This window comes from Pedococcus sp. P2_E4 (genome assembly GCF_056403935.1).
Map to the genome: position 1 here is coordinate 1 of NZ_JBFUEO010000031.1, position 26,642 is coordinate 26,642.

Genomic DNA, 26,642 nt, shown 5'->3' on the forward strand with positions numbered 1-26,642 from the left:
GGCCTGGCTCGTGGAGAGCGCGCTCGCAGCCCGAGAGGCCCCCGACAACGCGGCCCACCGGCTGGCCGACAGTCGGTTCCACCTGGCCGTGGCCACGCTCTCGGGGTCGCCGATGCTCATCGAGGCCGTGACCCGGGCGCAGGCCGCCCTCAACGAACTCCTCTCCGCGATCCCGGTGCTGCCGACCAACATCGCGCACTCCAACGACCAGCACGACGCCGTCGTCCGGGCGATCCTCGACGGCGACAGCCCCCGGGCCAGGGAGGCGATGGAGGAGCACTGCGACGCCACCGCCGCGCTGCTGCGGGGACTCATCGGATGACGACCGCTCGAGACACCAGGAGACCCGCATGACCGCTCCACCGCAGCTCACGGTCGAGGAACTGCGTGCCGACATCGCCACCGGGGCGATCGACACCGTGATCGTCGCGTTCACCGACATGCAGGGACGCCTGCAGGGCAAGCGGATCCACGCCCAGTTCTTCCTCGACTCGGTGCTTGGCCACGGCACCGAGGGGTGCAACTACCTGCTCGCGGTCGACGTCGACATGAACACCGTCGACGGGTACGCCATCAGCTCGTGGGAGCGCGGCTACGGCGACATGATGTTCGACCTCGACCTCGGGACCCTGCGTCGCACGCCCGGCCAGCCGTACTCCGCCACGGTCCAGTGCGACCTGTCCTGGCTCGACGGCACCGGCCTGGTGCGCGAGTCGCCGCGGTCGGTGCTGAAGGCCCAGGTCGACGCCGCTGCGGAGCTGGGGTTCGTCGCGCTCACCGGGACCGAGCTCGAGTTCATCGTGTTCGAGGAGACCTTCGAGCAGGCGTGGGACCGGCGCTACCAGGGGCTCACCGGGGCCAACCGCTACAACGTCGACTACTCCATCCTCGGGGGGACGCGGGTCGAGCCCCTGCTGCGCGACATCCGCAACGAGATGTATGCCGGCGGCGTCACCGTCGAGAGCGCGAAGGGAGAGTGCAACCTCGGCCAGCACGAGATCGCCTTCCTCTACGACGACGTGGTGCGCACCTGCGACAACCACGTGGTCTACAAGACCGCCGCCAAGGAGATCGCCGCCAAGCACGGGCAGTCCCTGACCTTCATGGCCAAGTTCGACGAGCGCGAGGGCAACTCGTGCCACATCCACCTGTCGCTACGAGGCACGGACGGCGAGATCGTCTTCGCGGACGACGAGCGGGACGGCGGCCGCAGCCAGCTCTTCGAGCACTTCGTGGCGGGCATCCAGGCCACCATGCGGGAGTTCACCCTCCTCTACGCGCCGAACGTCAACTCCTACAAGCGGTTCCAGCCCGGCTCGTTCGCCCCGACGGCGATCGCGTGGGGCACCGACAACCGCACGTGTGCACTGCGGGTGGTCGGCCACGGCGCCGGGCTGCGCGTCGAGAACCGCGTCCCCGGTGGCGACGTGAACCCGTACCTCGCGGTGGCAGGCATGCTCGCCGGTGGGCTGCACGGCATCCGCGAGGAGCTGCCCCTCGAGCCCGCGCTCACCGGCAACGCCTACGTGTCCGACAAGGCGCGGGTGCCGTACCTGCTCAGCCAGGGACGTGACCTGTTCTCGAGCTCGGCCATCGCCCGCGCGGCCTTCGGTGACGACGTCGTCGACCACTACTCGCACGCCGCCGAGGTGGAGCTGACCGCCTTCAACGCCGCCGTCACCGACTGGGAGCGGATCAGGGGGTTCGAGCGGCTGTGACAGCTCCGGGCGTAGCAGGAGAACCCATGCAGCACGAGGTCCTCAACCCGGCCACCGAGGCCGTCGTGGCCCAGGTGCCGCTGGCCGACGTCGAGCAGACCGACGCCGCGATCGCGGCTGCCGAGGCCGCCGGCCCCGCGTGGCGGGCAGTCGCTCCGGCGGACCGCGGACGGCTGCTCCGGCGGTTCTCCGAGCAGGTCGACGCCCACCTCGAGGAGCTCGCGCAGCTCGAGGTGGCCAACTCCGGCCACACGATCGGCAACGCACGGTGGGAGGCGGGCAACGTCCGCGACGTCCTGGCCTACTTCGCAGCGGCTCCCGAGCGGCTGTTCGGCCGGCAGATCCCCGTGGCCGACGGGATCGACGTGACCTTCAAGGAGCCGCTCGGCACCGTCGGCATCATCGTCCCGTGGAACTTCCCCATGCCCATCGCAGGCTGGGGGTTCGCCCCCGCGCTGGCGGCCGGCAACACGGTGGTCCTCAAGCCCGCCGAGCTGACCCCGCTGACCGCCATCCGGCTCGGCGAGCTCGCTCTCGAGGCGGGGATCCCCGAGGGCGTCTTCACCGTCATCCCGGGCAAGGGGTCGGTCGTGGGGGAGCGCTTCGTCACCCACCCGGCGGTGCGCAAGGTGTGCTTCACCGGCTCGACGGCCGTGGGGCAGCGGATCATGCGCGGGGCCGCCGACCAGGTCAAGAGGATCACCCTCGAGCTGGGAGGGAAGAGCGCCAACATCGTGTTCGACGACTGCGACCTCGAGACCGCGGCAGCGACCGCCCCCTACGGCGTCTTCGACAACGCCGGCCAGGACTGCTGCGCGCGCAGCCGGATCCTGGTGCAGCGCAGCGTCTTCGACAGGTTCATGGAGCTGCTCGAGCCGGCCGTCAAGGGGGTCGTGGTGGCGGATCCGGGCGACGAGGCCACCGAGATGGGGCCGCTCATCAGCGCCGGCCAGCGTGACACCGTGAGGTCCTTCGTCGAGGGCGCCGCCGAGGACGTCGACATCGCCTTCCGCGGTGAGGCACCCACGGGCGACGGGTACTGGTACCCCGCCACCGTCGTGCTCCCGCGGTCGACGACCGACCGCGTCTGGCAGGAGGAGGTCTTCGGACCCGTCGTGGCCGTGATGCCCTTCGACGACGAGGCCGACGCGGTCGCGAAGGCCAACGACACGGCATACGGGCTCTCCGGCTCGATCTGGACCCGCGACGTGGGGCGCGCCCTGCGGGTGGCCCGCGGGGTCGAGGCGGGCAACCTGTCCGTCAACTCGCACAGCAGCGTCCGGTACTCCACCCCGTTCGGCGGCTTCAAGCAGTCCGGGATCGGGCGCGAGCTCGGTCCAGACGCCCTCGATGCCTTCACGGACGTCAAGAACGTGTTCTTTTCAAACCACAGCATCTCCACCACACCCTGAGAGGACTTCACATGGCAGGCAGGCTCGACGGCAAGGTGGCCGTCGTCACCGGGGGATGCTCCGGCATCGGCCTGGCGACCGTTCGCCGGTTCGCACAGGAGGGTGCGAAGGTCGTCGTCGGTGACCTCGACGACAGTGCCGGTGAGGCGCTGGCCGAGGAGATCGGGGGCGCCTACGTCCACTGCGACGTCGCCGACAAGGACGACGTCGACCGACTGTTCGCCACCGCCAAGGAGCGGTTCGGGCGCCTCGACATCGCGTTCAACAACGCCGGCATCAGCCCGCCCGAGGACGACTCGATCCTCGACACCGACCTCGATGCCTGGCGACGGGTGCAGGAGGTCAACCTCACCAGCGTCTACCTGTGCTGCAAGGCCGCCCTGCCCTACATGCTCGAGCAGGGGTCGGGGTCGATCATCAACACCGCCTCCTTCGTCGCGGTCATGGGGGCGGCCACGTCGCAGATCTCCTACAGCGCCAGCAAGGGTGGCGTCCTGTCGATGACGAGGGAGCTCGGGGTGCAGTTCGCGCGCAACGGCATCAGGGTCAACGCGCTGTGTCCCGGACCGGTCAACACCCCGCTGCTCAAGGAGCTGTTCGCCAAGGACGAGGAGCGCGCTGCCCGGCGGCTGGTCCACGTGCCGATGGGTCGCTTCGGAGAGCCCGAGGAGATGGCCAACGCCGTGCTCTTCCTCGCGTCCGACGAGTCGAGCTTCATGACGGCCTCCACCTTCCTGGTCGACGGAGGGATCTCCGGCGCGTACGTCACCCCGCTGTGAGGTCACGGTGACACGACCACTCATCGGGATCACCTGCTACGTCGAACCCACCAGCCGGGGCGACTGGAAGGACGTGACCAGCGTCGTCCTGCCGCACGACTACGTCCGCAAGGTGGAGGAGGCCGGGGGAGCCGTCCTGGTCATCCCTCCCCGCACCGACGGTGCCCCCGAGCTCGCCGACGACCTGGTGTCACGGCTGGACGGGCTCATCATCGCCGGTGGCGCGGACGTGGACCCGGACCGGTATGCCGCGGCCGACCGCCACCCCGACGTCCAGGAGGCACGGCACGACCGGGACACCATGGAGATCGCGCTCGCGACGGCAGCGGCCGCAGCCGACCTGCCGTTGCTCGGGATCTGCCGGGGCATGCAGGTGATGGCGGTCGCGGCCGGGGGAGCCCTCGAGCAGCACGTCCCCGACCGAGTCGGGCACGTCGACCACTCACCCGGTGTCGCCGTCTACGGGCGGCACCCGGTCACGACGGTGTCCGGCACCAGGCTGGCGACCGTGCTCGGTGACGCCGCCGACGTGCCGAGCTACCACCATCAGTCGGTGCTGAGCCATCCGGGGTTCACCCCCGCGGCGTGGGCGGACGACGGCACGCTGGAGGCGATGGAGGACCCGTCTGCGCGGTTCCGGCTGGGCGTTCAGTGGCACCCCGAGGTGGGCGACGACCCGAGGCTCTTCGACGCCCTGGTGCAGGCGGCCCGTGAGCGCCGGGCGGCGGACTCGGGAGTGTGACCACGATGCGGACTCGGGGTTCAACGCGTGGACGCGACCTGTCACAGTGATCCCGTGACGTCCTGGCACGTGGCTACCGCCATGGTGATTATCGACTAGCGCGACGAGACCCCCTCGTCGCGCAGACCTCCCGTACCCGGGGGGTCTTTCGCATTTTCGGATGCGTGGAGAGGCCACTGCCAGCACACCCCAGCCGGGCAGCGGGGCGCGACACCGGGGACAATGACCACCAGGACAGCGATGACGACTCGGCGAGGAATGACCACGATGAGCGACCTGCACGTCTACGACACCACCCTGCGCGACGGCGCGCAGCAAGAGGGGCTGAACCTCTCCGTGTCGGACAAGCTCGCCATTGCGGCGCACCTCGACGAGCTCGGAGTCGGCTTCATCGAGGGTGGCTGGCCCGGCGCGAACCCCAAGGACACCGAGTTCTTCGCCCGCGCCGCGACCGAGCTCAACCTGCAGAACGCCACCCTCGCGGCGTTCGGCGCGACCAGGCGGGTCGGCGGTCGCGCGGCCGACGACCCGCTCGTCCGCGCCCTGCTCGACAGCCAGGCGCCGGTCGTGACCCTCGTCGCGAAATCCCATGTGCGCCATGTGGAGTCGGCGCTGCGCACCACGCTCGAGGAGAACCTCGCCATGGTGCGCGACACCGTGTCGTTCCTCGCGGGTGAGGGCCGGCGGGTGTTCCTCGACGCCGAGCACTTCTTCGACGGGTACGCCGCGGACCGCGCCTATGCGCTCGAGGTCATCTCTGCCGCGATGGAGTCCGGTGCCGAGGTGGTCGCCCTGTGCGACACCAACGGCGGCATGCTGCCGGACCGGATCTCCGATGTCGTCGCCGACGCGGTGTCGGCGACGAGCGCGAGGGTCGGCATCCACTGCCACAACGACACCGGGTGCGCGGTGGCCAACTCGATGGCGGCCGTCGACGCCGGCGCCACGCACGTCCAGGGCACCATCAACGGCTACGGGGAGCGCACCGGCAACGCCGACCTGCTCACCGTCGTGAGCAACCTCCAGATCAAGCGTGGCCTGCCGCTGCTCGAGGCGGGGCGGCTGCGCGACGCGACCCGGATCGCGCACAGCATCAGCGAGATCACCAACGTGCCGCCCTACTCGCGCCAGCCGTACGTCGGGGCGAGCGCCTTCGCGCACAAGGCCGGGCTGCACGCCAGCGCCATCAAGGTCGACCCCGACCTCTACCAGCACACCGACCCGCAGTATGTCGGCAACGACATGCGGATGCTGGTGTCCGACATGGCCGGTCGCGCCAGCATCGAGCTCAAGGGGCGCGAGCTCGGCTACGACCTGTCAGGCGACAACGAGCTGCTGACCCGGGTGCTCGCCAAGGTCAAGGACCTCGAGCTGCGCGGTTACACCTTCGACGCCGCCGACGCGTCCTTCGAGCTGTTGCTGCGGCGTGAGGTCGACGGCCACGGCTACGACTTCTTCGAGACCGAGTCCTGGCGCGTCATCACCGACGCGCGAGGGGGCGGCAACGCCCTGTCCGAGGCGACCGTCAAGGTGGTCGCCGGGGGAGAGCGCGTCGTCGCCACCGGTGAGGGCAACGGACCGGTCAACGCCCTCGACCACGCGCTGCGGCAGGCGCTGGCCCCGGCCTACCCCGAGCTCGACAAGCTCGAGCTCATCGACTTCCGGGTGCGCATCCTCGACGCCGCGCACGGCACCGATGCCGTCACGCGGGTGCTCATCGAGACCTCCGACGGCTCGACGTCGTGGGAGACCATCGGCGTTGCCGGCAACATCATCGAGGCCTCGTGGCAGGCCCTCGTCGACGGCGTGACCTACGGCCTCGTCCGCGCGGGCGTGCCCGTCCGCTGAGCACTCGGCCTGCGCCGAGTGGCGTCAGTCGGTGCCGGACTCCATGGCGGCGCGGTCGAGCGCGTCGTCGTCGCCCTGCGCCGCACGCGGGTTCGAGGAGATCGCCCTGGCGCCGCCGGGCTCGAGGTCGCCCACGAGGTCCTGGTGACGGGCGACGAGCTGGCCTTGCGCGGCATACTGCTCGAGCTTGGCCCGGGAGTCCGCGATGTCGAGGTTGCGCATGGTCAGCTGGCCGATGCGGTCGACGGGGCCGAAGGCCGCGTCCTCGGTGCGCTCCATCGAGAGCTTCTCGGGGTGGTAGCTGAACGCGGGGCCCTGGGTGTCGATGATCGAGTAGTCGTCGCCGCGGCGCAGCCGGACGGTGACCTCGCCCGTGACGACCGACGCGACCCAGCGCTGCAGCGACTCGCGCAGCATCAGTGACTGCGGGTCGAGCCAGCGGCCCTCGTAGAGCAGCCGGCCCAGCCGGCGGCCCTCGGCGTGGTAGTTGGCGACGGTGTCCTCGTTGTGGATCGCGTTGAGCAGCCGCTCGTAGGTCAGGTGCAGCAGCGCCAGCCCCGGAGCCTCGTAGATGCCACGGGACTTGGCCTCGATGATGCGGTTCTCGATCTGGTCGGACATGCCCAGGCCGTGGCGACCGCCGACGCGGTTGGCCTCGTCGACGAGGGCGACCGCGTCACCGCCGAAGTCGTTGCCGTTGATGGCGACCGGGCGCCCCTGCTCGAACCGGACCCGGACGTCCTCGGAGGCGATGGACACCGACTCGTCCCAGAACCGCACGCCCATGATGGGCTCGACGATCTCCATGGACTCGTTGAGGAACTCCAGCGTCTTGGCCTCGTGCGTGGCGCCCCAGATGTTGGCGTCCGTGGAGTAGGCCTTCTCGGCGCTCGCACGGTAGGGCAGGTCGCGGGCGGTGAGCCACTGTGACATCTCGTGGCGGCCACCGAGCTCGCCCACGAAGTCGGCGTCGAGCCACGGCTTGTAGATCCGCAGCGAGGGGTTGGCGAGCAGGCCGTAGCGGTAGAAGCGCTCGATGTCGTTGCCCTTGAACGTCGAGCCGTCGCCCCAGATGTCGACGCCGTCGTCCTTCATGGCCCGCACGAGCAGGGTGCCGGTGACGGCACGGCCCAGGGGAGTGGTGTTGAAGTAGGTCTTGCCGCCGCTGCGGATGTGGAAGGCGCCGCACGCGACGGCGGACAGCCCCTCCTCGACGAGGGCGGCCCTGCAGTCGACGAGGCGGGCCAGCTCGGCGCCGTACTCGCCCGCGCGCGCCGGGACCGTGTCGATCTCGGGCTCGTCGTACTGGCCGAGGTTGGCCGTGTAGGTGCAGGGGATCGCCCCCTTCTCGCGCATCCACGCAACGGCGACCGAGGTGTCCAGACCGCCCGAGAAGGCGATCCCGACACGCTCACCAACAGGCAGGGACGTCAGAACCTTAGACACGGTAGGTCAGCCTACGGGGCGCTGCGCGGGGCCGTACACGGGTCCGGTCCGTGGCCGCCGCAGTGCGCCGGGGACCGCGGCGGGTGAGGGATGCCAGCGTCGCCGGTGAGTCCCGGACTTGACATCGATATATCGATAGGTTCATGATTTCGATATATCGACGAGAGATCGCCGATGGTGCGAGTGAAGAGCTGTCCGTGAGAGTGACGGCGCCCGCACCCCACACCCTTGGAGAAACCCATGAACCGCATGAACCACCAGAACCACAGGAACCACCTCAACCTCACGATCGCCCTGGACCAGCCCCGTCGGGGCGGCCCACGCGGCCGTGGCCACCACGGCGACGTCGCCGGGGGGCCCGGCTTCGGTCCCGGCTTCGGCCCCGGCGCGGGCTTCGGGCCCGGCCCCGACTTCGGTCGCGGCTTCGGCGGGCATGGCCCGCGCGGCGGCGAGCGCGGTCCGCGCCGCGGGCGTCGCGGTGACGTCCGCCGGGCGATCATCGCGCTGCTCGCCGAGGAGCCCATGAACGGCTACGGCATCATCACCGCCATCGCCGAGCGGTCGGACGCCTCGTGGCAGCCCGGCCCCGGCTCGGTCTACCCGGCGCTGCGGGCGCTCGACGAGGAGGGGCTGATCGCCCCCGACACCTCGGACGACGACCCGCGCCGCAAGGTGTTCGCCCTCACCGAGGACGGACGCGCCTATGCCGACGCCCACGCCGACGAGCTGGCCCAGGCCTTCCAGGCGGCCACGACCCCCCGTCGCGGCTTCCGCGAGATGCGCCGCGAGCTCGGTCAGCTCGCGGTGGCCGTCGAGCAGGTGGTCGTCGCCGGCCACCCGGACCAGCTCGAGGCCGCGCAGCAGGTGCTCGCCGACGCGCGACGCTCGCTCTATCGGATCCTCTCCGAGGAGCCGACCGGCGCCTCCGAGGACGCCGCGACCGCGGACGCGCCGACGGAGTAGCCGTCCACCACCACCTCCAGGGCCTGCAGGAGTCTCTCCCGCAGGCCCTGGCTGCGTGCCGCGAAGTCGCGCTGCGCGGCGGCATACTCCGCCCGGCCGGCGGGGCTCTCGATCCGGACGGGCTCGTAGCCCAGGGCCGCGAGGTCGTAGGGCGAGGCGCGCATGTCGAGCTCGCGGATCTCGCGCGCGAGGTCGAAGCAGTCGAGCGCGAGGTCGCCGGGCACGGCGGGCGCGAGCTTCATCGCCCACTTGTAGAGGTCCATGCCGGCGTGCAGGCAGCCGGGCTGCTCGAGCGCGACCTGGCCCTCGCGCGTCGGCTGGAGCACGTTCAGCGGCCTCGCCGGCGGGGTGTAGAAGCGGAACGCGTCGAAGTGCGTGCACCGGAGCTGCAGGCCCTCGACGACGTCGTCGGTGCCGTCCGCGCCGAGGCGCAGCGGCCAGGCCGAGTGACGCACCTCGTCGGCAGCCTGGCGATAGACCATCGCCCACTCGTGCAGCCCGAAGCAGCCCAGCTGCGCCGGCCTGCCGTGGGTGGCCGACACGAGGCGCCGCACGAAGTCGACCGTGCCCCCACGGGATTCGAGGTATGCCGCGCGGTCCAGCTCCACGTCGGAGCCCACCTCGCGGTAGAACCGCCAGCTCGCCCGGTCGAGACCCGCGGCACCCTCCAGCCGCACGCCCGGGCCGGGGTGCCAACGGCGCAACAGTGCCGGCCTGAAGGGGTAGTAGGTGAAGAGGAAGTCCTCGACCGGGTGCGGGACCCCCGTGTGCCGTCGCCCGCGGTGCGCTGCCGTCGCGGCATCGGCCCGAGCGGCGTGCGCAACCTCGAGGCGCTCCCACTCCCGCTGCGCCAGCACCCTCACGTCCATCGCGGTCAAGGGTAGGGCAGGGTCTCCCTGAACCTTGGTCCTGGCAGAAACCTGTCGCATCCCCCTGCTTCCTGCCATACTGGCCGGATGGCCCTGCACTCCATCGCCGCCATCGCGAGCAACCCGATGGCCATGTTCGAGATGGCTCTCGCCTGTGAGGTGTTCGGCGTCGACCGCACCGACGACGGCGTACCGCCGTTCGAGTTCATCACCTGTGGTGAGCGCGCGGGTGAGCCGGTGGCAGCGACCACAGGCGGCATGTTCATCCCGACCCACGCCTGGCAGGACGCCGTCGGCGCCGACCTCGTGGTCATCCCGGCCGGTGGCATCCGTGACGAGTACCCCACGGAGCTGCTCGACGTGATCCGCGCGGCCCACGCGCGGGGCGCGACGATCCTGTCCATCTGCACCGGGGCCTTCATCCTCGGGGCGACGGGCCTGCTCGACGGCAAGTCCGCGGTCACCCACTGGCGGTATGCCGAGCGGTTCGCCGCACGCTTCCCCCGCACCCGGGTCTCGATGGACGTCCTCTACATCGACGAGGGCCAAATCATCACCGGGGCCGGCACGGCGGCCGGCATCGACGCCTGCCTGCACCTCGTGCGCCGCGAGCTCGGCAGCGCCGTGGCCACGCGGATCGCGCGCCGCATGGTGGTGCCGCCGCAGCGCGACGGCGGCCAGCGCCAGTACGTCGAGTCGCCCGTGCCCGAGACCGAGTGCGAGAGCATCCAGCCCGTCCTCAACCACATCACCGACAACCTCGACGCCTCGCACACCGTGCCCGACCTGGCCCGGCTGGCGATGATGTCGGAGCGCACGTTCGCGAGGCGGTTCGTCGCCGAGACGGGCACCACGCCGCACAAGTGGATCGTCCAGCAGCGGGTGCTGCGGGCCCGCGAGCTGCTCGAGCAGACCGACCTGCCCGTGGAGTCGGTCGCCTCCCACGCGGGCTTCGGGTCGGCGGCGCTGCTGCGCACCCACTTCCAGACCGTGGTGGGCACGAGCCCGCAGCGCTACCGCCGCGAGTTCTCCACGCGCTGAGCGACGCCTTCTCCACGCGCTGAGCGACCCCGCCGGCACCAGGCCCCAAGGGGCCCCGCCGCGCCCCGGATAGGCTCGGGCCATGCGCATCGCGAGGTACACCACGGGTGAGGACCCGGCCTTCGGGCTGGTCGACGGGGCGGGCGAGAAGATCGCCGCGATCACCGGTGACCCGCTCTACCAGAAGATCGAGCTGACCGGCGAGACCCTTCTCGTCGAGGACGTCCGGCTGCTCGCACCCGTCATCCCGCGGTCCAAGGTGATCGGCATCGGCCGCAACTACGCCGACCACGCCAAGGAGATGGGCACGGAAGTGCCCGAGACCCCACTGTTGTTCCTGGTGCCCAACACGGCGGTGGTCGGACCGGGCGACCCGGTGGTCATCCCCGCGATGACCCAGGAGGTGCACTACGAGGGCGAGCTGGCCGTGGTCATCGGGCGCATCGCCAAGGACGTCCCGGCCGAGCGCGCCAAGGACGTCATCTACGGCTACACGTGCGCCAACGACGTCACGGCCCGTGACCTCCAGCGCTCCGACGGGCAGTGGGCCCGCGCCAAGGGGTTCGACACCTTCGCCCCGATCGGCCCGTGGATCGAGACCGACCTCGACGTCGACAACCTCTCGATCCGCACCCGCCTCGACGGTGAGGTTGTCCAGGACGGCACCACGGCCGACATGGTCCACAAGGTCGCGACCCTCGTCGCACACGCCAGTGCCGCGTTCACCCTGCTCCCCGGTGACCTCATCCTCACGGGCACGCCGGCGGGCGTCGGCCCGGTCGAGTCGGGGCAGCGGGTCGAGGTCGAGATCGAGGGCATCGGGACGCTCTCCAACCCGTTCGTCCGCCGCTGAGGTGAGGTATGCCGTGGGGCCGGGCCCCGCGGCATACGGCACCTCTCGCACCGGCTCCTAGAATCAGGACCACCATGACCGAGAAGCCCACCACTGCCCCCCGCCTGCGCGTCGCCCCGTCCCCGACGGGCGACCCGCACGTCGGCACGGCCTACATGTCCTTGTTCAACCTCGCGTTCGCGCGTCAGCAGGGTGGGTCGTTCGTCCTGCGCATCGAGGACACCGACCGGGCGAGGTTCCGCGCGGACAGTGAGCAGCAGGTGTTCGACACGCTGCACTGGCTGGGGCTGCAGTGGGACGAGGGCCCGGACGTCGGTGGGCCGTTCGCGCCGTACCGGCAGAGCGAGCGGCTCGAGACCTACCGGCCGTATGTCGAGCGGCTGCTGGCCGACGGCCGCGCCTACCACTGCTGGTGCTCCACCGAGCGGCTCGCGCAGATGCGCGACATGCAGCAGAAGCTCAAGCAGCCCACGGGCTACGACCGGCTCTGCCACGGCAAGACCCGTGACGAGCGGGCTGAGCTGCCCGGGTTCAACGAGACGCCCGTCGTGCGAATGTTCATCCCCGACGACGCCGAGCTGACCTTCGAGGACCTCATCCGCGGCCGGGTCTCGGCACCGCGACCGGACGACCAGGTGATCCTCAAGGGCGACGGCTTCCCGACCTACCACCTCGCCGTCGTCGTCGACGACCACGAGATGGGCATCACCCACGTCGTCCGCGGCGAGGAGTGGATCTCCAGCACCCCCAAGCACATCCAGCTCTACAAGGACCTCGGGCTGGAGCCGCCGCAGTTCGCCCACATGCCCCTTCTGCGCAACACCGACAAGTCGAAGATCTCCAAGCGCAAGAACCCCGCCGCGCGGCTGACGTGGTTCCAGGAGCAGGGCTACCTGCCCGAGGCGCTGGTGAACTTCCTCGCCCTCCTGGCCTACCCGCCGGCGCAGGACGCCGAGGGCAACGACGTCGAGGTGTTCACCTTCGAGGAGTTCAGCAAGGACTTCGACTGGCGCAAGGTCAACCCGGTCGGCCCGATCTTCGACCTCAAGAAGCTCGACTGGCTCAACGGCGTCTACGTCCGCGGGCTCGAGGTCGGCGAGCTCGCGTCGCGCCTGCTGCCGTTCCTCGAGGCCGAGGGAGTCCTCGGCGACAACCCGAGCCTCGGCGAGCTGGCCCGGCTCGAGAAGATCACCGAGCTCATCCAGACCCGCATGGTTCTGCTGACCGAGGCGAGCGCGCTGGTGCGGCCGTTCTTCGTCGGCGACGACGAGCTGGAGATCGCCGAGGACGCGAGGGCCCAGCTCAAGGACGACGCGCGAGACGTGCTCGGTGCGGCCATCGCCACGCTCGAGGACGTCGACGACTCGCGCACGGGGGTCCTGGGCTCAGAGAGCGGCTGGACCGCAGGGGTCATCGAGGCGGCGCTGCGCGAGGCGGTCGTCGAGGGCTTGGGCATCAAGCCGAAGTTCGCGTTCGGCCCGCTGCGCACCGCCGTGTCGGGTGCCCGGATCAGCCCGCCGCTGTTCCAGTCGATGGAGATCCTCGGCAAGACCTCGACGCTCGCGCGGCTCCACCGGCTGCACGACGAGCTGGCCTGACGCTCGCTCGCTGCGTGCCTGACCTCTGCTAGCAGGGGTTGGCGAAATCCGGACAGGTTGCACCCTGTCCGGATTGACGCAAGGTCTGCTGGCCGGGGCCGGGACAACCCGGCACACGGCCGATTTGGGAACGCGCCCGAGGGGCCGGTAGTATCGCGTCTCGGTTCACTCCCTGAAGGCCTTCGGGCGCGCAGGAAGTGATACCCCCTTGGGGTATGGTGTAATTGGCAACACTACGGTTTCTGGTACCGTCATTCTAGGTTCGAGTCCTGGTACCCCAGCGCTGGCGCAGCCCTTGTGGCACACGCCGATTCGGAGATTTCCACCACCTGCCGGTATGGTTCTCTCCGCTGCCTGCGCGCTGCAGAGTGCACAGGCAACCAGCTAGGGCCCCGTTGTGTAGCGGCCTAGCACGCCGCCCTCTCAAGGCGGTAGCGCGGGTTCGAATCCCGTCGGGGCTACCACAGAGCAGGCCCCCGTCCAGCGGACGGGGGCCTTACTCGTGCCCGCAGCCAGGCGCCCGCGGCTACGCATCCGCCAGGGACAGGCGAGGTATGGCGCGTGGCGCCGGACCCCGCGCGCCCTCGGCGGGCGCGCGCGGTGCGGTCAGGCGTGGTTCTGCTGCTGCTGTTGCGCGTGGTGCCGGGCGAGCACCTCGGTGAGCTTGTTGGCGCYGGCGACCACCGTGGCGGCGTGCAGCCGCCCGGGCTGGCGCGAGAGCCGCTCGATGGGGCCCGAGATCGAGACCGCGGCGACGACGCGGCCCGACGGGCCCCGGACGGGCGCCGACACCGACGCGACGCCGGCCTCGCGCTCGCCGACGCTCTGTGCCCAGCCCCGGCGGCGGACGCCGGAGAGCGTCGTGGCCGTGAACTTGGCACCGTGCAGCCCGCGGTGCAGGCGGTCCGGCTCCTCCCAGGCCAGCAGCACCTGGGCGGCCGACCCGGCGAGCATGGAGAGGGTGGCGCCGATCGGGATGGAGTCGCGCAGGCCCACGGGGCGCTCGGCCGCCGAGACGCAGATGCGCTGGTCAGCCTGGCGACGGAAGAGCTGCGCGCTCTCGTTGGTGTGGTCCCGCAGGGCTCCGAGCACCGGTCCGGCCGCTGCCAGCAGGCGGTCCTCACCGGCCGCCGCGGCCAATTCGGCGAGGCGGGGCCCGAGCACGAACCGGCCCTGCAGGTCGCGCGTGACCAGCCGGTGGTGCTCCAGTGCCACGGCGAGGCGATGGGCTGTCGGGCGGGCCAACCCGGTTGCCGTGACGAGCTGCGCAAGGGTCGACGGCCCGGCCTCGAGGGCGCCCAGGACGATGGCCGCCTTGTCGAGAACGCCGACTCCACTGGTGTTGTCCATGGGATGATATTGACGTCTCATTCGATGAGACGCAAATCCCTCGGCGTGTCCTGCGTGCGAACGTGGGATCGCAGCACAGTGGCGTGCTCACGAGACATGGCAGAAGGCTGCCCTGAGAGAGAGGCTGGGAGACGTGTCAGGAACGCTGGCCGAGAAGGTCTGGGATGCGCATGTGGTCCGGCGCGCCGAGGGCGAGCCGGACCTGCTCTACATCGACCTCCACCTCATCCACGAGGTGACCTCTCCGCAGGCGTTCGACGGGCTGCGGCTCGCGGGTCGCACCGTCCGCCGCCCTGACCTCACCCTCGCCACCGAGGACCACAACGTCCCCACGACGCCGGGTCCCATCACCGACCTCGTCAGCAGGACCCAGGTCGAGACGCTGCGTCGCAACTGCGAGGAGTTCGGCGTCCGGCTCTTCCCGATGGGCGACGCCGAGCAGGGGATCGTGCACGTCGTCGGCCCCCAGCGCGGCCTCACGCAGCCGGGCATGACCATCGTCTGTGGCGACTCGCACACCTCGACGCACGGCGCCTTCGGGGCGCTCGCGTTCGGGATCGGCACGTCCGAGGTCGAGCACGTGCTCGCGACCCAGACGCTGCCGCTCAAGCCGTTCAAGACCATGGCGATCAACGTCGAGGGCGAGCTCCAGCCCGGCGTGACGGCCAAGGACGTCGTCCTCGCCGTCATCGCCAAGATCGGCACCGGCGGGGGCCAGGGCTACGTCCTGGAGTTCCGCGGGAGTGCCATCCGCGCACTGTCCATGGAAGCCCGCATGACCGTCTGCAACATGTCGATCGAGGCCGGGGCCAGGGCCGGCATGATCGCGCCCGACGAGACGACCTTCGACTACCTCAAGGGGCGGGAGCACGCCCCGGCCGGGGCCGACTGGGACGCCGCGGTGGCCGACTGGCAGCTCCTGCGCAGCGACGACGACGCGGTCTTCGACGCGGAGGTCCACCTCGACGCCGGGGCGCTCACGCCGTTCGTCACCTGGGGCACCAACCCGGGCCAGGGCCTGCCGCTGAGCGCGGCCGTGCCCGACCCGGAGACGATGGAGGACACCGAGAAGGCCGCCGCCCGGCACGCCCTCGAGTACATGGGCCTGACGGCCGGCACCCCGTTGCGCGAGATCAGGGTCGACACCGTGTTCGTCGGGTCGTGCACGAACGGTCGCATCGAGGACCTGCGGGCCGCAGCCGAGGTCGTCAAGGGCCGCAAGGTCGCCGAGGGCGTACGCATGCTCGTCGTCCCCGGCTCCGCGCGGGTGCGCCTCCAGGCCGAGCAGGAGGGCCTCGACCAGGTCTTCACCGCAGCCGGCGCCGAGTGGCGGCTGCCCGGGTGCTCGATGTGCCTGGGCATGAACCCCGACCAGCTCGCACCGGGGGAGCGCAGCGCCTCGACCTCCAACCGCAACTTCGAGGGACGCCAGGGCAAGGGCGGCCGCACCCACCTGGTGAGTCCGCTCGTGGCCGCGGCCACCGCGCTGCGCGGCACGCTGTCCAGCCCCGCCGACCTCGACGACCGCGAGCCCGTCGCCGCCGGCGCGGACTCGACCCCCGGGAGCCTCTGATGGAACAGTTCACGACCCACACCGGCATCGGCGTCCCGTTGCGTCGCAGCAACGTCGACACCGACCAGATCATCCCGGCGGTCTACCTCAAGCGGGTGACCCGCACGGGCTTCGAGGACGGCCTGTTCGCGGCGTGGCGCAAGGACGAGACGTTCATCCTCAACAACCCCTCGTATGCCGCGGGCTCGGTCCTCGTGGCCGGCCAGGACTTCGGCACCGGCAGCTCGCGCGAGCACGCCGTCTGGGCGCTGATGAACTACGGCTTCCGAGTGGTGCTCTCGTCGCGGTTCGCCGACATCTTCCGCGGCAACTCCGGCAAGCAGGGGCTGCTGACGGCCCAGGTGGCCCAGGACGACATCGAGCTCATCTGGAAGTACCTCGAGAACGAGCCGGGCGCCTCGGTGACGGTGGACCTGGTGTCACGCACCGTCACGGCCGGCGACATCGTGGCCCCCTTCGAGGTCGACGACTACACCCGGTGGCGCTTGCTCGAGGGGCTCGACGACATCAGCCTGACGCTGCGCCACGAGGCCGACGTGACGGAGTTCGAGTCGCGCCGCCCGTCATACAAGCCCACCACGACGGTCGCCTGACGCTCGCGGCGCGCCGACACGCACGCGAGCAATTCGAAAGGCCCCCTCCATCGCCCCAGGAGACCCCTGACGCCCCGCGTCGGGGGTCTCGTCGTGTGCTCAGGGGGCTGCTGACACCAGCATGGCGTCGCCGAAATCCGTTGCTGCACAACGACATCGCACGTCGCGGCCCACCTTTCGTGCCTGAACCCCGCGGGGCTCTGCGAGGGTCGCCAGCCCTCCGCAGAGTCGCCACCAAGCGCCTGATTCCGTTGCGACACAAAGGATCAGGAGGCCGGGATGGTGGACTCGCCCGGCCAACAGCCCTAACGTCGGACGCAAGTCGGGCAGTGGCCCGGCCGCTCACCTTGCCGGACTAAGGGGTCCGACGACACCAACCCTGTGGAGGGGAAGACGTGAACAAGGCAGAACTCATCAAGGAGCTCGAGGCCCGTCTCGGCAGCCGCAAGGCCGCCAGCGATGCACTCACCGCGGTGGTCGACGTGATCATCCGCGAGGTCGCCAAGGGCGGCAGCGTGGCCATCACCGGCTTTGGCACGTTCGAGCAGGCAGCTCGCGCGGCCCGGACCGGACGCAACCCGCGCACGGGCGCCAGCGTGAAGATCAAGAAGACGGTCGTTCCCAAGTTCCGCGCCGGCTCCGCGTTCAAGGACGTCGTGAAGAACCCGCGCTCCCTCCCGAAGGCTGCCGTCGCCGGGGCCCGCGCGGCTGCGGGCACCGCCACGAAGGCCGCCGCGGCAGGCGCCAAGAAGGCCGCTCCGGCCAAGAAGGCGGCACCGGCCAAGAAGGCCGCACCCGCGAAGAAGGCCGCACCCGCGAAGAAGGCGGCCCCGGCCAAGAAGGCGGCTCCCGCGAAGAAGGCGGCACCGGCCAAGAAGGCCGCACCCGCGAAGAAGGCGGCCCCGGCCAAGAAGACGACGGCCGCCAGGACCCTGGCCACCAAGAAGACCTCGACGGCGAAGAAGTCCACGGCCGGCAGGGCGCTGGCCAGCAAGAGCGCCCCCGCCAAGAAGGCTGCTCCCGCCAAGAAGGCCGCTCCGGCCAAGAAGGCTGTCGTCAAGAAGGCCGCTCCCGCGAAGAAGGCGGCCCCGGCCAAGAAGGCGGCTCCCGCCAAGAAGGCCGCCGCCAAGCGCACGGCCAAGAAGGCCTGACCGCGCCCGACCAGCACCACGGGGACGCTGTCCGGAGCCCGGATCGCCCCCGCCACGGAGGCCGGCACCCCTCGGGGTGTCGGCCTCCGCCGGTGTTTGGGATGCTTGCGCCATGGCCAACATCCTCACAGTCAACGGCGGAGCACCATTGGTCGGCGACCTGGAGGTGCGCGGCGCCAAGAACCTGGTCTCGAAGGCCATGGTGGCGGCCCTGCTGGCCGAGGGGCCATGCCGCCTGCGGGGCGTCCCGGAGATCTCCGACGTCAAGATCGTCACGGGTCTGCTCGAGCTCCACGGGGTCAAGGTCGACACCACCGACCGCGACGGTGAGCTGCTGCTGGACCCCACCAACGTCGAGCAGGCTCACGTGGCCGACATCGACGCCCACGCCGGCACCTCGCGCGTGCCCGTCCTGCTGTGCGGACCGCTCCTGCACCGGCTGGGCGAGGCGTTCATCCCCGACCTCGGCGGCTGCCGGATCGGCGACCGCCCGATCAACTACCACCTCGACGTGCTGCGCCAGTTCGGCGCCGACGTCCAGAAGCGCCCCGAGGGTCTGCGGCTCACCGCGCCCGAGGGGCTGCACGGCGCGAAGATCAAGCTGCCCTACCCGAGCGTCGGAGCCACCGAGCAGGTGCTGCTCACGTCCGTGCGGGCCCACGGCGTCACCGAGCTGCAGAACGCGGCCGTCGAGCCCGAGATCCTCGACCTCATCGCGGTGCTCCAGAAGATGGGCGCGATCATCAGCGTCGAGACCGACCGCACCATCAAGATCGAGGGCGTCGACCGCCTCGGCGGCTACGACCACACGGCCATCCCCGACCGCATCGAGGCGGGGTCGTGGGCCTGCGCCGCGCTCGCGACCAAGGGCGACATCTACGTCCGCGGGGCCCAGCAGCTGGCGATGATGCCGTTCCTCAACGTCTACCGGAAGATCGGCGGCGACTTCGACATCGACGACGAGGGCATCCGGTTCTGGCACGCGGGCAAGACGCTCAACTCCCTGGTCCTCGAGACCGACGTCCACCCGGGGTTCATGACCGACTGGCAGCAGCCGCTCGTCGTGGCGCTGACCCAGACGACCGGGCTGTCGATCGTCCACGAGACGGTCTACGAGAACCGGCTCGGGTTCACCGAGGCGCTGGCCGAGATGGGGGCGGTGATCCAGCTCTACCGCGAGTGCCTCGGCGGTTCACCGTGCCGGTTCGGCCGCACCAACTTCCGGCACAGCGCGGTCATCTCCGGCCCGACGCCGCTCAAGGGCGCCGAGATCACCGTCCCCGACCTGCGCGGCGGCTTCAGCTACCTCATCGCGGCCCTCGCCGCCGAGGGGCAGTCCAAGGTGCACGGCATCGAGCTCATCTACCGCGGCTACGAGCGGTTCTCCGAGAAGCTCGACGCCCTGGGCGCCGACTACGAGGTGGGCTGACCCCACTGGGGCGGCCGGCGTCCGCACAGCGCCGCGGCGCCGGCCGGCTCAGCCGATGGTCTGGTCGTCCCCGATGCCCACGATCCACAGCCGGGTGACGGTGGGCGCCGCTGCGGAGCCGCTGACCTCGATGCTCACGCGCTGACCCGGGCGGACGTGGCGCAGGGCGCTGCGGGCGAACACCTCGGAGTCGAAGGCGACCTCGAGCCCGTCGTCGAGCAGCACCGACCCCGCCCCGCTGGACTCCTCGAACCGGTGCACGCTGGCCTGCATGGTCGGCAGCGTAGCCGCCGCGCCGAGCAGGGCCGCCGTGGCGGGCCCGACGCCGAGCTCCAGGGCCGCGGCGAGGTCGCGGTCGTCGTCGACGTCGGTCCGCAGGCGAGGCAGGTCCAGCTCGAGGCGGTGGTGGCCGGACTCGACGTGCCGCGCCGCAGACCCGGCCCCGAACGCGGGCTCCAGCACCTGGGCCGCCAGCGCCGTCAGCAGGACGGTGCCCGTCCCGGCGGCGTCCGGGACCACGGCCAGCGGGTATGCCGCTGCAGCGCCCAGGGCCGCGCGCAGGTCACCCGAGCGCAGGGCAGGCAGGTCGCCGAGCAGCACGGCGACCGAGGGTGCAACGTCCCTGCTGGTTCCAGTGGCCGCGCCCGAGCCCACGGCGTCGCGCCCGGCGCGCACTGCGGCGTCGAGCCCGTCGCCCGGGTCGGGGACGACCCTCGCCCCGAGGGCGTCTGCCATGGCTCCCACGGTGGGGTCGGAGGTGACGACGAACAGCCGGCCACGCGGCATACCCTCGGCGCAGGCGGTGAGGCAGTCGCGGGCCAGCGCCAGGGCCAGAGCCGCGCGGGGCACTCCCGCGGGAGGGTGCAGCCGGGACTTCGCGGCGGACCCGCCCTTGACGGGGACCACGAGGTGCCAGTCGGGGGGAGTCGTCGGAACAGCGGTCATCGCGACGATCGTCCCAGTCCCGGCGGCGTCGCTCGACACCGACCCCGCGAGCCGAAAGGATGCACCTCTCGGACCGCCCACCCCCCCAGCGTCCACCGAAGGAGCTGCTACTTGACCGCCCGAGGCAAGGCTGCCGTGCCGTTCGCCTACAGATTCGTGGTGCGCATCGTGCGCCCCCTGCTGATGGTGCTCACCAAGCGGGACTGGCGCGGTGCCGAGAACCTGCCCACGACCGGCGGTTTCGTGGCCTGCCCCAACCACCTGTCGCACGTGGACCCGTTCATCTTCGGGCATTTCATGCTCGACAACGGGCACCCGCCGTACTTCCTCGGCAAGGAGGGCGTCTTCCGCGTCCCGGTCGTGGGAGCGATCCTGCGCGGAGCCGAGCAGATCCCCGTCTACCGCAACACCGGTCAGGCCGCCGACGCCTTCCGCGCTGCCGTGGCCGCGGTCAACAGCGGCAAGTGCGTGGGCGTCTATCCCGAGGGCACGCTGACCCGCGACCCCGACCTGTGGCCGATGGTCGGCAAGACCGGTGCCGCGCGCATCGCCCTGGCCACCCGGTGCCCGGTCATCCCGGTCGCCCAGTGGGGGCCGGCAGACCTGCTGGCGCCGTATGCCAAGCGGCTGCGGCTGTTCCCGCGCAAGACCATGCACGTCGTCGCGGGGCCGCCCGTCGACCTCAGTGACCTGTACGACAAGCCCGTGACCGCGACGTTGCTGCGCGAAGCGACCGACCGGATCATGACCGCCATCACCCTTCAGCTCGCGCAGCTGCGGGGAGGTCCGGCGCCGGTCGAGCGCTTCGACTCGCGCAAGCACGGGCTGCCCACCACGGGCAACTTCCGCCGCGTCAAAGGTGACGGGGCGACGCACGACACGGGAGACGACCGATGACGACTGCTGCGGTGTTCGGGACCGGGAGCTGGGGCACGGCGTATGCCGCGGTGCTGGCCGACGGCGGCACGACCGTGCGGATGTGGGGACGACGCCAGGCGGTGGTCGACCAGATCAACGCCGGCAGCAACGAGGACTACCTGCCCGGCATCGCGCTCCCTCCCGGCATCACGGCCACGGCCGACCCGGCATCGGCAGCTGAGGGGGCCGACATCGTCGTGCTCGCGGTGCCGTCGCAGACGTTGCGCGCCAACCTCGGCGAGTGGGGGTCGGTCCTGCCGCGCGGGGCCGCCATCGTGTCGCTGATGAAGGGCGTCGAGCTCGGCACCACCAAGCGGATGAGCGAGGTCATCGCCGAGGTCGGGGGAGTCGAGGCCGAGCGCATCGTCGTCGTCTCCGGGCCCAACCTGGCCAAGGAGATCGCGCTCAAGCAGCCGGCCGCGAGCGTCGTGGCCTGCGTCGACGCCGCCACCGCGGAGATGGTCGCCGAGGCGTCGAACCCGCCGTACTTCCGCCCCTACACGAACACCGACGTGGTCGGCACCGAGCTGAGCGGCGCGGTCAAGAACGTCATCGCGCTTGCCGTCGGCATGGCCGAGGGGCTCGGCATGGGCGACAACTCCAAGGCGTCGATCATCACGCGTGGCCTGGCCGAGACGACCCGGCTCGGACTCGCGCTCGGGGCCGACCCGATGACGTTCGCGGGGCTGGCCGGGGTCGGGGACCTCATCGCCACCTGCATGTCGCCGCTGTCGCGCAACCGCACCTTCGGCCTCAACCTCGGGCGGGGGATGAGCGTCGAGGAGGTCATCGCCGTCACCAAGCAGACCGCCGAGGGCGTGAAGTCCTGCGAGTCGATCCTGCAGCTGGCCCACGACCACGGCGTGCGCGTGCCGATCATCGAGCAGGTCGCCGCGGTCGTGCACGACGGGCGCTCGCCCGAGGACGTCGTGGGGGCCCTGATGCTGCGCTCGCTGAAGACCGAGACGGCGTAGACGCCCTTTCCGGTCGGCGCCGGCTCAGCCGGCCTCTGTGTCCCCACCGGGGGCGTCGGCGTCGCTGGTGGCGCCCGTGCGCAGTGCCGCATCGAGGTCGCGCCAGAGGTCCTCGACGTCCTCGATGCCGACYGACAGCCGCAGCAGGTCCTCGGGCACGACCTCGGGCTCCGCGGGGTGTCGGCGCCGCCGCTCGATCTGCGACTCGACCCCGCCGAGGCTGGTCGAGTGCATCCAGAGGGCCGTCGCCGCAGCCACGCGCTCGGCACCGTCCGCACCCCCGGGCACCTCGATGGACACGATCGCGCCGAAGCCGGGGTAGCGGACCCTGGTCACCGCCGGGTGCTCGGCGAGCCGCGATGCGAGCTCCTGGGCGTTGGCTGTGGCCCGCTCGATCCGCACGTGCAGGGTCCGCAGCCCGCGCAAGGCCAGCCAGGTCTCCATCGGCCCGGCAATGGCGCCGGCGAGCAGGCGGTGGGTGCGCAGCCGCTCGGCCATCGCGCGACCGCGCTCGGTGTCGGCAGTGACGGTGGCGCCGAGGATCAGGTCGCTGTGACCGCTGAGGTACTTGGTCACCGAGTGCACGACGACGTCGACGCCGAGGCTGAGGGGCTGCTGCACGAGTGGGGTCGCGAACGTGTTGTCGCACACCGAGATGACGCCGTGCTCGCGGGCCGCCCCGGCGAGCGCTGGCAGGTTGGCCACCTCGAGCAGCGGGTTGCTCGGCGACTCGAGCCAGACCAGGTGTGCCCCGTCCAGGGCCGCCGTGACCGAGGCAGTGTCGGACGGGTCGACCCAGCGCATCTCGAACCGTCCGGTGCGCTCGGCCTCGAGCAGGGTCGCCACCGTGCCGTTGTAGGCGGACCGTGGCGCGACGACGACGGCGCCGTGGTCGGCCAGTGACAGGGCGGCGCTCACGGCGGCCATGCCCGACGCGAAGACGAGGGCGTCGCCGCCCTCGAGGCCACCGAGCGCCTCCTCGAACGCCGACCAGGTCGGGTTGCCCCCGCGCGCGTAGTTCACCGGTCCGTCGGCGACGTACGTCGAGGAGAACTCGAGGGGCGCGTTGACGCCGGCACCCGGCGTACGGTCCTGGCGGCCCAAGGCCACCACGAGGGAGGCGGGGGAGAGGCGGTCGAGGTCGTGGTCGCTCACGCAGGTCAGCGTAGGGGGGCCCGGTACGCGCCGCTGTGCCTGCCCGGCGGGTGGGCGGGATACGCTCACGGGCGATGACTACGGACCAGCCCGCACCCCGCAAGCCTCGCGTCGCCATCGTCTTCGGCGGACGCTCCTCGGAGCACGCCGTCTCGTGCGCGACCGCGGCCGGGGTCATGCGCGCGATCGACCGCGACGCCTACGACGTCATCCCGATCGGCATCTCCCGCGACGGGCACTGGGTGCTCTCCGACGGGGACCCGGCCCACCTCGAGCTGACCGCCGAGCGCACCCCCGAGGTCGCGCCGTCCGGGGCGGGGGTCGTCGTGCCCCTGGCCACGACCGACCGCACGCTGACCACCTTGGAGCCCGCGCAGGTGCCGGAGTCGCTGGGCGAGGTCGACGTGGTGTTCCCGTTGCTGCACGGGCCCTTCGGTGAGGACGGCACGATCCAGGGGATGCTCGAGCTGGCCGACATCCGGTATGTCGGGTCCGGCGTCTTCGCCTCCGCGGCCGGCATGGACAAGCACTACATGAAGGTCGTGTTCGCGTCGGCCGGGCTCCCCGTCGGCCCGTACGCCGTGATCACCGACTCCCAGTGGCGGCGCGACAAGGCGGCCGCGATGGATGCGGTGGGCGCGCTGACCTACCCGGTGTTCGTGAAGCCGGCGCGGGCCGGGTCGAGCATGGGCATTTCGCGCGTCTCTACTCCTGAGGCCCTCGAGGCCGCGATCGACTTCGCGCGCGAGCACGACCGGAAGGTCATCGTCGAGCAGGGGATCCTCGGCCGCGAGATCGAGTGCGCCGTCCTCCAGGGGCGAGGCACCGATGCTCCGCGGGTGTCGCACGTCGGCGAGATCGAGGTGACCGCCGAGGGTGGTCACGAGTTCTACGACTTCGAGGCCAAGTACCTCGACGACGGGGCGGTGCTGTCGTGCCCGGCGAACGTGCCGGAGTCGGTGTCCCTCGAGGTGCAACGCTTGGCCGGAGCGGCGTTCGAGGCGCTGGGATGTGAGGGGCTGGCTCGGGTCGACTGCTTCTACACCGACACCGGTGACGTGATCATCAACGAGATCAACACGATGCCTGGGTTCACGCCGCACTCGATGTACCCGCAGATGTGGGAGGCCACCGGGCTGGCGTACCCCCAGCTCATCGACGAGCTGGTTCAGCTCGCCCTCGAGCGCCCCGTCGGCCTGCGCTGAGGCGCGAAACCCGGGCGCGTCACGTCGCCCAGATGGGGCTACGACGTCGAGGCGCCTGGTGGGGGTGCATCCGGCTACGTTCCGGCAGTCTGGTGTCCGAGCCCTAGGTGCCGGACTTCTTCGTCGGCGCAGGGAATGGGGTCTTGCCCTGGGCGAGGGCGTCGGTGAGCTGCTCGATGCGACGGGTGCGGGTCTGCGGGCGCACCGCGGTCTGGATGCGATTCAGGAAGGCGAAGCGGTTGCGGCTGTCCAGCGCCGCGTAGACGTCGGTGAGGTCGCGCGCAGCCAGGGCGGCGGCAAGGTCGTCGGGCACCACTGCGGTAGCCGGGCTGTCGTAGGCGGCGTCCCAGCGGCCGTCCGCCTTCGCCTTTTCCACCACGGCCAGGCCGGCGGGGCGCATCCGCTCCTCGGCGGTGAGCCGCTCGATGCGCTCGCGGTTGATCTTCGACCAGAGGCTCTTCGCGCGCCGCGGGGTGAACCGCTGCACGTACCACTCGTCGTCGAGCCGCCGGGCGATGCCGTCGATCCAGCCGAAACAAAGGGCAACGTCCACGGCCGTCGTCCAGTTGATCGACGCGACGCCGGTGCCCTTCTTGGCCATCCGAATCCAGACGTGCGTGGCGGTCGAGGCGTTTTCGACGAGCCAGGTCTCGAAGGCCTTGTCGTCCTCGAAGAACACCGCGTCGTCGTGGACCATCGACATGGCAGCAGCCTAGGGGTGCGGATTTGAAGGAGCTGGCCCAGGTTTTCGTGAGCACGTACCCGAAAGCGCACGAACGGGAGCCAGGTGGCCGCGCGACGACTTCTCGCTGCAGTCGGCACAGAGCTGAGTCTGTGACATGGCGTCATGGTTGATCAGGGCGTGCACAACACCTTCAGGTTTGCGAGCATCGACCGTATGAAGCGTTTGGTGGTCTGTTGCGACGGGACGTGGAACAAGCCGGACAACCAAACCATCACCAATGTCGAGAAGCTGGCTCGCACGGTGCAGAGCGACCCAGGTGCGACGGGCGGCGCGTACCAGCTCGTGTACTACGTCAGCGGCGTCGGGGCGGGGAGCTACGCGGCCGACAGACTCTTGGGTGGTGCGTTCGGGTTCGGCCTGTTCCACAACGTGATCGCGTGCTATCGGTTCCTCGCCCAGAACTACGAGCCCGGCGACGAGATCTTCATCATCGGCTTCAGCCGCGGGGCCTACACGGCGCGTTCAGTGGCCGGCATGGTCGGGCGGGTAGGGCTGCTCACCAAGTTGGCCCTCGTCGAGGAGCGGCTGCCCGCTGCAGTGCACCTCTATCAGGGGACGGAGATGCCTGGAGGCGCCTTTGGAGGGAGTGTCAACGACTTCAAGCACGACCACTGCCATCCCGCCAAGGTGAACTTCCTCGGCGTATTCGACACCGTGGGCGCCCTCGGCGTGCCGGGCTTCATGAGTCGTGCCCCACGATTCCACGACATCCAGCTGAGCGGACAGGTACTGCGCGCACGGCACGCGCTTGCATTGGACGAGACGCGCCTCAAGTTCGCCCCCACGTTTTGGGAAGCCCCGGGCGAACCTCCGGTAGCACCAACCGAGGATGGGCGGGTCAAGCAGGTTTGGTTCGAGGGTGCGCACTCCGACGTTGGAGGCGGCTACCCCGAGACCGGGCTCTCGGACACGTCGCTGCTGTGGATGGCACGGGAAGCCCACGACGCCGGCCTGGTGTTCGACGTACCGCTCTTGAACCACTACGTGAACAGCGGCTCTGACCCAATTCGACACAATCCCCTCAACCGCATGTACAGGATGGACAACCTGGTTCTCACCGCGAAGTCGAAGGTGAGGAGCACGAAGAGCAGCGGCTTCAGTGGCGGGATGCGTCGCCTCACGAACGAGCGTGCCTTGTCCGTCCGCGTTGCCAGCAGCGCCGTCACGCACTTCCAGGAGGGTGGCTACGAGCCGGTGAACCTCACCGCTTTCGCGGATGACACCGACGAGTTCAAAGACATCATCGAACCCGTGATTGCGTTACCGGAGAGCGGGGTGGACTTGTCACACCTCGGCAACCCGTCGAGCGCACCTTCGGAGTAACTCCGGGTCGAA

24 protein-coding genes and 2 tRNA genes are annotated in these 26,642 nt (G+C 70.7%); 20 read left to right on the forward strand and 6 right to left on the reverse strand.

What is annotated here, in order from left to right:
• The 6 genes from AC1DV7_RS13800 to cimA all read left to right on the forward strand — a co-directional run.
• On the forward strand, nucleotides 1-322 hold a 322-nt coding region (locus AC1DV7_RS13800; protein WP_477597709.1), incomplete at its 5' end, for a FadR/GntR family transcriptional regulator.
• A 28-nt stretch (nucleotides 323-350) separates the two neighbouring features.
• Nucleotides 351-1,718: a glutamine synthetase family protein gene (locus tag AC1DV7_RS13805; protein ID WP_477597710.1), complete on the forward strand. Its 1,368-nt coding sequence runs from the start codon at nucleotides 351-353 to the stop codon at nucleotides 1,716-1,718.
• 26 nt (nucleotides 1,719-1,744) lie between these two features.
• Nucleotides 1,745-3,130 (forward strand): aldehyde dehydrogenase family protein, encoded by a 1,386-nt coding sequence (locus AC1DV7_RS13810; protein ID WP_477597711.1) that lies wholly within the window; start codon nucleotides 1,745-1,747, stop codon nucleotides 3,128-3,130.
• An 11-nt stretch (nucleotides 3,131-3,141) separates the two neighbouring features.
• A complete protein-coding gene (locus AC1DV7_RS13815) occupies nucleotides 3,142-3,909 on the forward strand; it encodes a 3-oxoacyl-ACP reductase (RefSeq protein WP_477597712.1) in 768 nt (255 codons plus the stop codon).
• A gap of 7 nt (nucleotides 3,910-3,916) precedes the next feature.
• Nucleotides 3,917-4,651, forward strand: a complete 735-nt coding sequence (locus AC1DV7_RS13820) for a gamma-glutamyl-gamma-aminobutyrate hydrolase family protein (RefSeq protein WP_477597713.1) — start codon at nucleotides 3,917-3,919, stop codon at nucleotides 4,649-4,651.
• Between the two features lie 267 nt (nucleotides 4,652-4,918).
• On the forward strand, nucleotides 4,919-6,499 hold the full coding sequence (gene cimA, locus AC1DV7_RS13825; protein ID WP_477597714.1) for a citramalate synthase: 1,581 nt from the start codon (nucleotides 4,919-4,921) through the stop codon (nucleotides 6,497-6,499).
• 24 nt (nucleotides 6,500-6,523) lie between these two features.
• Here the strand turns inward: cimA and argG are convergent, their stop codons facing one another.
• Nucleotides 6,524-7,945, reverse strand: coding sequence for an argininosuccinate synthase (gene argG / locus AC1DV7_RS13830; protein ID WP_477597715.1), 1,422 nt, complete (start codon nucleotides 7,943-7,945; stop codon nucleotides 6,524-6,526).
• A gap of 240 nt (nucleotides 7,946-8,185) precedes the next feature.
• On the opposite strand from argG, the gene AC1DV7_RS13835 reads away from it, so the two are divergent.
• Nucleotides 8,186-8,908, forward strand: coding sequence for a PadR family transcriptional regulator (locus tag AC1DV7_RS13835; RefSeq protein WP_477597716.1), 723 nt, complete (start codon nucleotides 8,186-8,188; stop codon nucleotides 8,906-8,908).
• Here AC1DV7_RS13835 and AC1DV7_RS13840 read toward each other — a convergent pair.
• Nucleotides 8,836-9,777, reverse strand: a complete 942-nt coding sequence (locus tag AC1DV7_RS13840) for a 3-methyladenine DNA glycosylase (RefSeq protein ID WP_477597717.1) — start codon at nucleotides 9,775-9,777, stop codon at nucleotides 8,836-8,838. The genes AC1DV7_RS13835 and AC1DV7_RS13840 overlap by 73 nt on opposite strands.
• Before the next feature lie 87 nt (nucleotides 9,778-9,864).
• On the opposite strand from AC1DV7_RS13840, the gene AC1DV7_RS13845 reads away from it, so the two are divergent.
• From AC1DV7_RS13845 to AC1DV7_RS13865, 5 genes are all read left to right on the forward strand, one after another.
• Nucleotides 9,865-10,818 carry a GlxA family transcriptional regulator gene (locus AC1DV7_RS13845; protein WP_477597718.1) on the forward strand — a complete coding sequence of 318 codons (954 nt, stop codon included), beginning with the start codon at nucleotides 9,865-9,867 and terminating at the stop codon, nucleotides 10,816-10,818.
• A gap of 82 nt (nucleotides 10,819-10,900) precedes the next feature.
• Complete coding sequence (locus AC1DV7_RS13850) at nucleotides 10,901-11,671, forward strand: fumarylacetoacetate hydrolase family protein (protein ID WP_477597719.1); 771 nt, start codon at nucleotides 10,901-10,903, stop codon at nucleotides 11,669-11,671.
• 74 nt (nucleotides 11,672-11,745) lie between these two features.
• On the forward strand, nucleotides 11,746-13,269 hold the full coding sequence (gene gltX / locus AC1DV7_RS13855; protein ID WP_477597720.1) for a glutamate--tRNA ligase: 1,524 nt from the start codon (nucleotides 11,746-11,748) through the stop codon (nucleotides 13,267-13,269).
• A gap of 209 nt (nucleotides 13,270-13,478) precedes the next feature.
• Nucleotides 13,479-13,550: transfer RNA gene (locus tag AC1DV7_RS13860), tRNA-Gln, on the forward strand.
• 107 nt (nucleotides 13,551-13,657) lie between these two features.
• Nucleotides 13,658-13,733: transfer RNA gene (locus tag AC1DV7_RS13865), tRNA-Glu, on the forward strand.
• 142 nt (nucleotides 13,734-13,875) lie between these two features.
• Here AC1DV7_RS13865 and AC1DV7_RS13870 read toward each other — a convergent pair.
• Complete coding sequence (locus AC1DV7_RS13870) at nucleotides 13,876-14,619, reverse strand: IclR family transcriptional regulator (RefSeq protein ID WP_477597721.1); 744 nt, start codon at nucleotides 14,617-14,619, stop codon at nucleotides 13,876-13,878.
• A 133-nt stretch (nucleotides 14,620-14,752) separates the two neighbouring features.
• Here AC1DV7_RS13870 and leuC point away from each other — a divergent pair, with 133 nt between their 5' ends.
• The 4 genes from leuC (at nucleotide 14,753) to murA (ending at nucleotide 19,365) form a co-directional block, all read left to right on the forward strand.
• Nucleotides 14,753-16,192: a 3-isopropylmalate dehydratase large subunit gene (gene leuC, locus AC1DV7_RS13875; RefSeq protein ID WP_477597722.1), complete on the forward strand. Its 1,440-nt coding sequence runs from the start codon at nucleotides 14,753-14,755 to the stop codon at nucleotides 16,190-16,192.
• Complete coding sequence (leuD, locus tag AC1DV7_RS13880; RefSeq protein ID WP_477597723.1) at nucleotides 16,192-16,785, forward strand: 3-isopropylmalate dehydratase small subunit; 594 nt, start codon at nucleotides 16,192-16,194, stop codon at nucleotides 16,783-16,785. The genes leuC and leuD overlap by 1 nt, the downstream gene beginning before the upstream one ends.
• 395 nt (nucleotides 16,786-17,180) lie before the next feature.
• Complete coding sequence (locus AC1DV7_RS13885; RefSeq protein ID WP_477597724.1) at nucleotides 17,181-17,936, forward strand: HU family DNA-binding protein; 756 nt, start codon at nucleotides 17,181-17,183, stop codon at nucleotides 17,934-17,936.
• 112 nt (nucleotides 17,937-18,048) lie between these two features.
• Nucleotides 18,049-19,365 (forward strand): UDP-N-acetylglucosamine 1-carboxyvinyltransferase, encoded by a 1,317-nt coding sequence (gene murA, locus AC1DV7_RS13890; protein ID WP_477597725.1) that lies wholly within the window; start codon nucleotides 18,049-18,051, stop codon nucleotides 19,363-19,365.
• 48 nt (nucleotides 19,366-19,413) lie between these two features.
• On the opposite strand, the gene cofC is transcribed toward murA, so the two are convergent.
• Nucleotides 19,414-20,310, reverse strand: coding sequence for a 2-phospho-L-lactate guanylyltransferase (gene cofC, locus AC1DV7_RS13895; RefSeq protein ID WP_477597726.1), 897 nt, complete (start codon nucleotides 20,308-20,310; stop codon nucleotides 19,414-19,416).
• 111 nt (nucleotides 20,311-20,421) lie between these two features.
• On the opposite strand from cofC, the gene AC1DV7_RS13900 reads away from it, so the two are divergent.
• Together AC1DV7_RS13900 and AC1DV7_RS13905 are read left to right on the forward strand one after the other, a co-directional pair.
• Complete coding sequence (locus tag AC1DV7_RS13900; protein ID WP_477597727.1) at nucleotides 20,422-21,207, forward strand: lysophospholipid acyltransferase family protein; 786 nt, start codon at nucleotides 20,422-20,424, stop codon at nucleotides 21,205-21,207.
• On the forward strand, nucleotides 21,204-22,202 hold the full coding sequence (locus AC1DV7_RS13905) for an NAD(P)H-dependent glycerol-3-phosphate dehydrogenase (protein ID WP_477597728.1): 999 nt from the start codon (nucleotides 21,204-21,206) through the stop codon (nucleotides 22,200-22,202). The genes AC1DV7_RS13900 and AC1DV7_RS13905 overlap by 4 nt, the downstream gene beginning before the upstream one ends.
• Before the next feature lie 24 nt (nucleotides 22,203-22,226).
• Here AC1DV7_RS13905 and AC1DV7_RS13910 read toward each other — a convergent pair whose 3' ends face one another.
• Nucleotides 22,227-23,357 (reverse strand): trans-sulfuration enzyme family protein, encoded by a 1,131-nt coding sequence (locus tag AC1DV7_RS13910; RefSeq protein ID WP_477597729.1) that lies wholly within the window; start codon nucleotides 23,355-23,357, stop codon nucleotides 22,227-22,229.
• A 59-nt stretch (nucleotides 23,358-23,416) separates the two neighbouring features.
• Between AC1DV7_RS13910 and AC1DV7_RS13915 the strand changes: the two genes are divergently transcribed.
• The gene (locus tag AC1DV7_RS13915; RefSeq protein WP_477597749.1) at nucleotides 23,417-24,562 is read left to right on the forward strand and encodes a D-alanine--D-alanine ligase family protein; all 1,146 of its coding nucleotides are present in this window, start codon (nucleotides 23,417-23,419) and stop codon (nucleotides 24,560-24,562) included.
• A 103-nt stretch (nucleotides 24,563-24,665) separates the two neighbouring features.
• Here AC1DV7_RS13915 and AC1DV7_RS13920 read toward each other — a convergent pair whose 3' ends face one another.
• On the reverse strand, nucleotides 24,666-25,265 hold the full coding sequence (locus AC1DV7_RS13920; protein WP_477597730.1) for a YdeI/OmpD-associated family protein: 600 nt from the start codon (nucleotides 25,263-25,265) through the stop codon (nucleotides 24,666-24,668).
• Nucleotides 25,266-25,409: 144 nt separating this feature from the next.
• Between AC1DV7_RS13920 and AC1DV7_RS13925 the strand changes: the two genes are divergently transcribed.
• A complete protein-coding gene (locus AC1DV7_RS13925; RefSeq protein ID WP_477597731.1) occupies nucleotides 25,410-26,630 on the forward strand; it encodes a DUF2235 domain-containing protein in 1,221 nt (406 codons plus the stop codon).
• Nucleotides 26,631-26,642: the final 12 nt, after the last annotated feature.

Bases quoted from the DNA above. Each gene is read 5' to 3' on its own strand.
- AC1DV7_RS13805 (WP_477597710.1), top strand. From the start codon at position 351: ATGACCGCTCCACCGCAGCTCACGGTCGAGGAACTGCGTGCCGACATC.
- AC1DV7_RS13810 (WP_477597711.1), top strand. From the start codon at position 1,745: ATGCAGCACGAGGTCCTCAACCCGGCCACCGAGGCCGTCGTGGCCCAG.
- AC1DV7_RS13815 (WP_477597712.1), top strand. From the start codon at position 3,142: ATGGCAGGCAGGCTCGACGGCAAGGTGGCCGTCGTCACCGGGGGATGC.
- cimA (WP_477597714.1), top strand. From the start codon at position 4,919: ATGAGCGACCTGCACGTCTACGACACCACCCTGCGCGACGGCGCGCAG.
- AC1DV7_RS13835 (WP_477597716.1), top strand. From the start codon at position 8,186: ATGAACCGCATGAACCACCAGAACCACAGGAACCACCTCAACCTCACG.
- AC1DV7_RS13840 (WP_477597717.1), bottom strand. From the start codon at position 9,777: ATGGACGTGAGGGTGCTGGCGCAGCGGGAGTGGGAGCGCCTCGAGGTT.
- AC1DV7_RS13845 (WP_477597718.1), top strand. From the start codon at position 9,865: ATGGCCCTGCACTCCATCGCCGCCATCGCGAGCAACCCGATGGCCATG.
- AC1DV7_RS13850 (WP_477597719.1), top strand. From the start codon at position 10,901: ATGCGCATCGCGAGGTACACCACGGGTGAGGACCCGGCCTTCGGGCTG.
- gltX (WP_477597720.1), top strand. From the start codon at position 11,746: ATGACCGAGAAGCCCACCACTGCCCCCCGCCTGCGCGTCGCCCCGTCC.
- leuD (WP_477597723.1), top strand. From the start codon at position 16,192: ATGGAACAGTTCACGACCCACACCGGCATCGGCGTCCCGTTGCGTCGC.
- murA (WP_477597725.1), top strand. From the start codon at position 18,049: ATGGCCAACATCCTCACAGTCAACGGCGGAGCACCATTGGTCGGCGAC.
- cofC (WP_477597726.1), bottom strand. From the start codon at position 20,310: ATGACCGCTGTTCCGACGACTCCCCCCGACTGGCACCTCGTGGTCCCC.
- AC1DV7_RS13905 (WP_477597728.1), top strand. From the start codon at position 21,204: ATGACGACTGCTGCGGTGTTCGGGACCGGGAGCTGGGGCACGGCGTAT.
- AC1DV7_RS13920 (WP_477597730.1), bottom strand. From the start codon at position 25,265: ATGTCGATGGTCCACGACGACGCGGTGTTCTTCGAGGACGACAAGGCC.
- AC1DV7_RS13925 (WP_477597731.1), top strand. From the start codon at position 25,410: ATGGTTGATCAGGGCGTGCACAACACCTTCAGGTTTGCGAGCATCGAC.